This window comes from Amycolatopsis sp. NPDC058986, assembly GCF_042741125.1.
GTDB lineage: Bacteria > Actinomycetota > Actinomycetes > Mycobacteriales > Pseudonocardiaceae > Amycolatopsis.
The window spans coordinates 1-7,340 of sequence record NZ_JBHYJW010000124.1; the positions used below are offsets into that span (position 1 = coordinate 1).

10 protein-coding genes are annotated in these 7,340 nt (G+C 68.7%); 6 read left to right on the top strand and 4 right to left on the bottom strand.

Annotated elements, in window-relative coordinates; translation table 11 throughout:
* Window positions 1–41: 41 nt before the first annotated feature.
* Together ACFW0G_RS45080 and ACFW0G_RS45085 are read right to left on the bottom strand one after the other, a co-directional pair.
* A complete protein-coding gene (locus ACFW0G_RS45080) occupies window positions 42–425 on the bottom strand; it encodes a DUF397 domain-containing protein (RefSeq protein WP_378331748.1) in 384 nt (127 codons plus the stop codon).
* A gap of 11 nt (window positions 426–436) precedes the next feature.
* Window positions 437–1,339, bottom strand: a complete 903-nt coding sequence (locus ACFW0G_RS45085) for a helix-turn-helix domain-containing protein (protein WP_378331749.1) — start codon at window positions 1,337–1,339, stop codon at window positions 437–439.
* A gap of 248 nt (window positions 1,340–1,587) precedes the next feature.
* Between ACFW0G_RS45085 and ACFW0G_RS45090 the strand changes: the two genes are divergently transcribed.
* The 3 genes from ACFW0G_RS45090 to ACFW0G_RS45100 are packed head-to-tail and all read left to right on the top strand — an operon-like array spanning window position 1,588 to window position 3,139.
* On the top strand, window positions 1,588–1,965 hold the full coding sequence (locus tag ACFW0G_RS45090) for a recombinase family protein (protein ID WP_378331750.1): 378 nt from the start codon (window positions 1,588–1,590) through the stop codon (window positions 1,963–1,965).
* On the top strand, window positions 1,953–2,264 hold the full coding sequence (locus tag ACFW0G_RS45095) for a hypothetical protein (protein ID WP_378331751.1): 312 nt from the start codon (window positions 1,953–1,955) through the stop codon (window positions 2,262–2,264). Before ACFW0G_RS45090 ends, ACFW0G_RS45095 begins: the two co-directional genes overlap by 13 nt.
* 17 nt (window positions 2,265–2,281) lie before the next feature.
* Entirely contained in the window at window positions 2,282–3,139 is an 858-nt protein-coding gene (locus tag ACFW0G_RS45100; RefSeq protein ID WP_378331752.1) for a helix-turn-helix domain-containing protein, read from the top strand.
* Here ACFW0G_RS45100 and ACFW0G_RS45105 read toward each other — a convergent pair.
* The gene (locus ACFW0G_RS45105) at window positions 3,123–4,601 is read right to left on the bottom strand and encodes an AMP-binding protein (protein WP_378331753.1); all 1,479 of its coding nucleotides are present in this window, start codon (window positions 4,599–4,601) and stop codon (window positions 3,123–3,125) included. The two genes, ACFW0G_RS45100 and ACFW0G_RS45105, sit on opposite strands and share 17 nt — an antisense overlap.
* 80 nt (window positions 4,602–4,681) lie before the next feature.
* Between ACFW0G_RS45105 and ACFW0G_RS45110 the strand changes: the two genes are divergently transcribed.
* A complete protein-coding gene (locus tag ACFW0G_RS45110; protein WP_378331754.1) occupies window positions 4,682–5,377 on the top strand; it encodes a TetR/AcrR family transcriptional regulator C-terminal domain-containing protein in 696 nt (231 codons plus the stop codon).
* 27 nt (window positions 5,378–5,404) lie between these two features.
* Here ACFW0G_RS45110 and ACFW0G_RS45115 read toward each other — a convergent pair whose 3' ends face one another.
* Entirely contained in the window at window positions 5,405–5,947 is a 543-nt protein-coding gene (locus ACFW0G_RS45115) for a hypothetical protein (RefSeq protein ID WP_378331755.1), read from the bottom strand.
* 267 nt (window positions 5,948–6,214) lie between these two features.
* Here ACFW0G_RS45115 and ACFW0G_RS45120 point away from each other — a divergent pair, with 267 nt between their 5' ends.
* Window positions 6,215–6,361, top strand: coding sequence for a hypothetical protein (locus ACFW0G_RS45120; RefSeq protein ID WP_378331756.1), 147 nt, complete (start codon window positions 6,215–6,217; stop codon window positions 6,359–6,361).
* 74 nt (window positions 6,362–6,435) lie between these two features.
* Window positions 6,436–6,936: a MarR family winged helix-turn-helix transcriptional regulator gene (locus ACFW0G_RS45125; RefSeq protein WP_378331757.1), complete on the top strand. Its 501-nt coding sequence runs from the start codon at window positions 6,436–6,438 to the stop codon at window positions 6,934–6,936.
* The last annotated feature ends 404 nt before the right edge of the window (window positions 6,937–7,340 follow it).

Here is a 7,340-nt window from a genome sequence, read left to right on the forward strand (position 1 = left end):
GCGTTGGACGCACCGAACGCCACATTGGGGCGTTTGAACCGTTAGGCGAAGGCCAGGGCGTCGAACTCGCGGTAGCGGACGCCGGTGTGGAAGGCCGTCAGCTCCGACTCGGTGAACACCAGCTCGACATCGCCACCGGAGGCGGCGGTCGCCTTGCGGAACGCCCAGCAACCGTCCGCCCGGCGCGTCACCACGAGGACACCGCGACTGTCGATACCCGCCCGGACGTCATCCTGGTAGGCGTCGAACTCGTCCTCGGTCAGCACCAGACGGTGATCGTCCGGCGCACCGAAGACCTTCTTGTCGTCACGGATCTCGACACGGCCGTTCCGCCGGGCGACCCGCACGCAGTCCTTGTCGGGGTTGCTCGCGGTGGCCTTGCGGAAATCGTCCTCGCGGAAGGCCTTCGGGGTGACAGGGTTCATCTATGTTTCTCCTAGCGGGACGGGGATGAGGATCGGTCCTTGAGGCCGCGAGAGACCTCGCGCAGGAACTTCCTGGTTTCCTCGAACTTGAGCGCGGCGTTGGTGAGCCGAGCCCAAGCGGCTTCGTATGCCTTCAGCGCCTTTTTGTCGTCGAGGTAGCGGATCTCGGCTTCGCCCTCGATGTAGGCAAGCTCCAGCGGACCCGCGACGCCCGGCGAAGGCACTCGCATCAACGTGAATCGGGAAGCGACCGGTGAGCGGCGGCCAAGCGGCTGATCGAACGGCATCAGCTGAAGGTGAATGTTCCGCCGGTTGGACAGCTTGATCAGGTGGTCGATCTGCTCACGCATCACGTCGGCATCGCCCCAGACGCGGCGAATACACGACTCGGAGAGCACGAACTGCAAGATGGGCGGCTCGTCCTTGTCGAGGATGTCCTGCCGCGCCAGCCGAGCCGTAATGCGATCTTCCAGGGTGACGTCACTGAGTGCGGGCGCGTCCTCGTGCTGAGCGCGGACATAGGCCTCGCACTGAAGAAGCCCGGGAACGACCTCGACCTCAAGCACCCGCAGCTGGTCGGCGTGCTTTTCCAGATCGATGCGGAGGCGGATCTCTTCGGCGTAGGCGCGGTTGTGGCCGGTGGTCCAGAAGCCGCGCTTGTGCGCGTCGCGGCGCAGGTCGCGGAGGGACTGCTGGTAGCCCTCGTCGGTGAAGCCCAGCTTCCCGGCCAGCAACACGAGGTCTCCGGGCGAGATGCTGCCGCCGCCCTGGATCAGGCTGGAGATCCGCGCCTGACTGGTCTCGATGAGCTCGGCGGCATCGGCCTGGGAAATGCCCGCTACCTCGATCATGTGCGCGATCTCGTGCCCGAGCAGCAGTTTCCGGGCCGTACGAACAGTGGCTGCCATCGACATGGCCTCTCCAGGTATTCGACGAGCGGCGCCGTCTGGATCGGCCGGACCTCCCTTCCGGGAGAGCCTATCGTCCGACGCCACTCGAACGGATGGGGTACCAAAGCTTGATATTCAGACTTAAGTCGTTCAAGCTAGGTTCGTCAAGTTCGGGTCACACTAGCTGAGTAGCGAAGCTAGCGCATCGGGGAGGACACCATGGAGTCAGGGCCGATTTCCTTGACCAGCAAGCGAAAGCGGGGACGGCACTCATGACGTGCGTCCTGGCCCCGGCGCGATCCCGTCGCACCGCGTACGGCTACATGCAGGTGCCGAACACCGCCGCGGACGAGAAGGTGTGCCTGCTGGAGCAGGCCCTGCGCGACTTCGCCTACGACCACGGACTTCGGCTGGCCGGTCTGTTCTTCGAGTTCTCCCGCGGTTCGCACAAGGCGTTCGACGAGCTCCTCGCCACCCTGCGCCGGGACGACACGCACTACGTCGTGGTTCCGACCTGGCAGCACCTCGCACGGAGCCTGCTCCTGCAGAACCTCATGCTGGAACAGCTGGAGTCCACGGCAGGCGCCGAGGTCTTCGTGCTCCGCGAGAGCCAGGAGCAAGCCGGGCCGGAGCTGTCATGGGCGCGGTGATCCATGTCGATCCCGCGGCGATTCACCCGGTCGTGGAAGGCGTGTGGCATCACGCGCGGCTGACGCGAGTGCCCGAGCCCGGCGAGGTCATCACCATGCTGTGCGGCGCCTCCGCGGCCGCCGAGTTCGAGCAGTCGGGCAGGCGAGACGCCCACGGCGCGCCGCACACCTGCTGGGCGTGCGACCTGATCTACCGCCGCGAACACGGCCTGGACGTCTGGCCCGGCCATCCCGCCCTCCACGGACGACCGGTGCCCCACCCCCGCGGCACCACCCGAGGGGCGGCGCATCGAGCATGACCAGCGAAAGGAATCCGGTGGAGAACGAACAGAATCCGGTGGTACGCGAGCACCGTGCCACCCCCGCCGCCGTCGCGCTGGGGCTGGGCCTGCGCGCCGCGCGGGAGGAACGCGGAGTACGCCTGCGCGCGCTGGCCGGAGTGCTGGGCCTCGAGCCCGCCACCGTGTCGACGATCGAACGGGCGACCAGGACACCCAGCGTCGAATACGTCACCCGGGTGCTCGGTTTCCTTGCGGTCAAAGGAAACGAGTACCGGCGGCTGATGCTGCTCGCGCAGCACCTCAAGATGCCGAACTGGGTCGATCCCGGCCCCGTCGAGTACCCGGCGCTGCTGCTCGAGTACGAGCGGACCGCGACCACGATGCTGACCTGGGCACCGCGCGTGGTCCCCGATCTGGTCCAGACGCCCGACTACGCCCGCGCGGTGCTGGACTCGGAAATCCTCACCGGCGACGAGGTGGCGCAGGGCCTCATGATGCGGCTGGTCCGGCACGAGGCGGCGCTCGCGGGCGACGCCCCGGGTGCGGTGACCATCCTGCTGGCGGACAACGTGCTGGAGCACCGGGTCGGCGGCCGCGGTGTCCTCAAAGGACAGCTCGGCCACCTGCTCTCCCTGATGGAAGAGGGCCTGGTCGAGGTGCACATCGTGCCCGCAGAGCCGGCGGGCCAGCCGGGGCTGCTCAGCCCGTTCACGATGTTCGGCTTCCCCACCCGCATCCCGGTGGTCGGCGTCTGCCACGACCATTTCTACGCCTACGTCACCGAACAGAGCGCCATCGACCGGTACCAGGCGACCGCGGAACGCCTGCTGGAGCGAGCGCTCGACGAGCCGACAACCCACGCCCGCATCAGCGAAATCATCGCCAAGACGTGACCACGCCCCGCAGGGCCTGCTTGTCGGGTTTGCCCAGCGGGGTCGTGGGCAGGGCGTCCAGTACCGTGAAGGTGGCGGGCACCGCGTCCGCGGCGAGCCGATCGGTGGCCCACTCGCGCAACTGCCCGCAATCGACGCCTTTCGCGACAACGAACGCGTGAATCGCTTCGCCGGTCCGGTCATCGGGGGCGCCGACGACCGCGGCTTCCCGGACCGCCGGGTGCCCGGTCAACGCGTCCTCGATCGGGCCGGCGTAGTGGTTGTAGCCGTTGACGATGATCATGTCCTTGAGCCTGCCCACCAGGTAGAGGTAACCGTCGGCGTCGAAGCGGCCGAGGTCGCCGGTGTGCAGCCAGCCGTCGCGCAGCGTCGTGGCCGTCAGCTCCGGCCGTTTCCAGTAGCCCGGCATCACCGAGCCGCCCCTGACGCACACCTCGCCGACCTCACCGACGGGCACCGTGGTCCCGTCCGCCGCGCGCAGTTCGACGGAGACCCCCGGCAGCGGTTTGCCGACCGAGGCCAGCAGTTCGGGACGATCCGCCATCGCGGCGGCGTGATCGGCGGCGTCGAGCATCGCGATCGCGGGCGCCTCGGTGGTCGCGTAGGTCTGCAGCAGTCTCGGGCCGAACCGGTCCAGCGCCTGGCGCAGCCGGACGGGTGCGATCGGCGCACTTCCGTAAGTGAGGAACTGCAGGGTCCCGAGATCCGCGTCGGTGTGATCAAGCAACCGGTACAGCCATGACGGGTAGAGATAGGTGACCGCGAACGGGGCTCGGCGAACCGCTTCGACGAACTCGGCGGGGTGGAAACCGTCGAGGATCTCGACGGTGGCGCCGAACCGGAGCATGTTCAAGGCCGCGTCGCCGGAGCCGTGCGCGAAGGGCGTGACGAGCAGGAATCGCAGGCCTTCCGGCATTTCGGCGGCACCGGTCCCCCACGAACGGGTGGCCGCCCCGAGTGCCTGATAGGTGCTCGGTACCCCCTTGGGACAGCCCGTGGTGCCGCTGGTGTAGAGCACCCGCGCGACGTCCTGCTCGCGCGCGGCCACCGGCAGCGGGTCCTCCGGTTCGGCCCGCGCGGCCGCGGTCAGCTCGTCCACCGTCAGTACCAGCGGCAGGTCCACGTCGAGCGGTTCGGCGGAAACCAGCGCGACGGCACCCGAGTCGGCGGCCACGTCCCGCGGGTCCGTCAGCCCGGGCACCAACGGGGTGAGGCGCAGGCCGAGCAGGAACGCGGCGAACCGGCAGGTGAACGCCTCCGGGCGGTTGCCGGCGATGAGCAGCAAGCCGTCGCCGCGCCGCAGGCCGTACCGCCGCAATGCCCGCGCGGTCCGATACACGGCCGCGAGCAACTCGGCATAGCCCAGCTCACGACCTCGGCAGGACAGCGCGACCTTTCCCCGGTGTGCCGCCAGTGCTTCGAGCGCACTGCTGACGTACCACGCTGGAGCGTCCTCGGCCATCGTCGCCCTCCTCATTAATCTAACGCCATTAGATAAATGGTAGGGTACGGCGATCTTCATGACGTCCGCAAGGAGGTGGCATGCCGCCGCGACGAGGCAGGCCACCCGCGTCCGAGGCCAAACTGCGCCCGGACGCCATCGTGGCCGCCGCGCTGGCGACGTTGCAGGCCGAAGGGCTGGACGGGCTCACGATGGGACGGGTCGCCGACCGGCTCGGGGTTCGCACGGCTTCGCTGTACTGGCACGTCCGCAACAAGGAGGAACTCCTCGACCTGCTCGTCGACGCGGTCGCCGCGGCGCAGGACCTCTCCCGGCACGTCGACCCGGAGGACTGGCGCGTCAGCCTCGTCGCGATCATGCGGGCGATGCGGCAGCACATGCTCGGCTACCGCGATTCGTCCCGGCTGTTCGCCGGACGGTTCAGCACCGCGCCCGGCCAGGTGCGCAACATCGAGACGATCCTCGGCGTGCTGCGCGGCGCCGGACTGTCCACTCGCGACTCCGCGTACATGACGTTCCTGTTGTCCACCTTCCTGATCGGGTTCGTCGACGGGGAGCAGGCACCGCTCTCCGCGGCGGTCAGCGGCGGCCGTTCCGCACGGTCCTATTTGGACGAACTCGGGGGCGCGCTGGCGTCGCTGCCCGCGGACTCGTTCCCGCATCTCGTCGCCTCGGCCGCCGACCTGGTCGCGCCGGATCTGGACAGCCGGTTCGAATTCGCCCTCGACCGGTTGCTGGACGGTGTCGAGGCGCTCAGGGAAGGCCGTGGACACTGACAGGCCACCCGGACACCGTGCGTTGCCCTACCGCATCGCGTCGGCGAACGGTCCCAGCCCGGGTATCGTCGCGAATTGCCCCGCGTAGACGAAGTACGCGATCAGTATCCCGGCGAATGCCGCCGCGGGGCCGTCCAAGCGCAGCGGGGGCATTTGTTCGCTTGACATTTCGGTCAACCCGGCATAGGGATCGACGCGCATCTCGGTCACACTGGCGTGAGCGATCCAGTTCCACTCCCCGTTTTCCTGTATCCAGGTCGATCGGTCGGTGACGACTACGCGCAACGGGCCACAAGCGCGCCACTGCGGGGCCGACTGGTTCATCGCCTGTCGCCGGCTCGCGGAGTTGCGCCATCTGTTGACGGCCATCCCGGCAAGACCCAGGATCGGAGCCCCCTTCAAGATCAGGGAGGGTGAGGTGTCGTAGATCTTGTACTGGACGTCCTCGGAAAGGTAGACACCGAGGTGAACGACCTGGTCCATGAGTACCGGGCCGTCAAGGCGCAGGCTGGTCGGGACCTCGTACGGAGCGTGCCCCGAAGCCAGATGCGAGAACAGTTGCCAAGCCACCTGAGGGGGAGGCTGGTTTCCGGGCTGGGACACCGAAACTCTCCTACGCAGAGCTGGCGACGGCAGGTCGATGCTAGGCCAACCAGCGGCAATTGTGTACCGGCACCGCCCACCGGGCGAGGGCTCGAATGAGCGGGGGTTGCGGGTCGGTCGGTCGCCGATCCATTGCCACGGCGGAATGGTGCCGCTCAATTCCGCGTGGCACCGAAGATGACCATGGTGCCCGGCGTTTCGGCGACATCATACAAATGGCCTAATCGTTGTTCAGTGCACGCAAGGAATCTCCTGGCGACGCCACCCCGCCTGGCCGACGCGCCGGCCCGGCTGCGCACGGTCTGCCGCTGCCGCAGCACGCCGAGGCTCGCCTCGGTACCCGCCCGGCCGGGCCCGTCGAAGGTCGGTGCCACGTGGTGAACCGGCGCCGGGATTCCTCTTTGGACACCGACGGCGGGCTTGCCCTCCGGCGGACGTGCGGCACACTGGATGACATGCCTCGTTCCACCGCTGCCGCCGCCACTGTCGACGCCGCCGACGTCGACGCCGTCACCGATGCCGTGCTGACCGCGTCCCGGCTGCTGGTGGGCGTGTCCGTCCGCTCCATCGCGGCGGCGGGCGACACCATCACGCTGCCGCAGTTCCGGCTGCTGGTGGTGCTGCACACCCGGGGCCCGCTCAAGCACGCCGCGCTGGCCGAGCACCTCGGCGTGACCCCGTCGACGGCGAGCCGGATGGTGGACCGGCTCGTCACGGTCGGCATGGTCGAGCGGCTCAGCAGCCCGACCTCACGCCGCGAAATCGTCCTCGAACTCACCCGCGAGGGCACCAAGGTCGTCCGCCAGGTGACCGCCCGCAGGCGCAAGGAGATCGCCAAGATCGTCGCCAGGATGCCCGACCGCGCCCGCCACGGCCTCGTCGAAGTGCTGACGGCGTTCGCAGAGGCGGGTGACGAGCCGCCGGCCGGCACGAGCCTGGAAGGCATCTGGGCCTGAGCGCTCCCGATTTCGCCCGTACGGTCCGGTTTCCGCGGCCGGATCGTCCTCTTTCCACGAAACACCCCGTGCAACTGTTGTATGCACGAATGGTGTGGATCCGACGGCGCCGAACAGCCGAACCGGCCGCCCCGGCTTGGGACCGAACGGCGCTAGGCCCGCGGTCCCGCTTCGGCGACACTGAGCGGGTTCCGGTGTGGCTCGGCGGCCCATCCGCCGGAACCGCCGACGGCACGGTGCTCCTCGTCGCCCCAGGCGGACCGGGTCACCCGGCTACCCGGGCGACCCGGTCACCGAGCGACGCCATCGTCGCACCCCACGCCGATGCCAGCACCTGGGACGACCAGCCCCTCCGCGACCCCGTGTCCACAAAGGACTCTTGCGCCGGTAAGGCCACCTTGCGG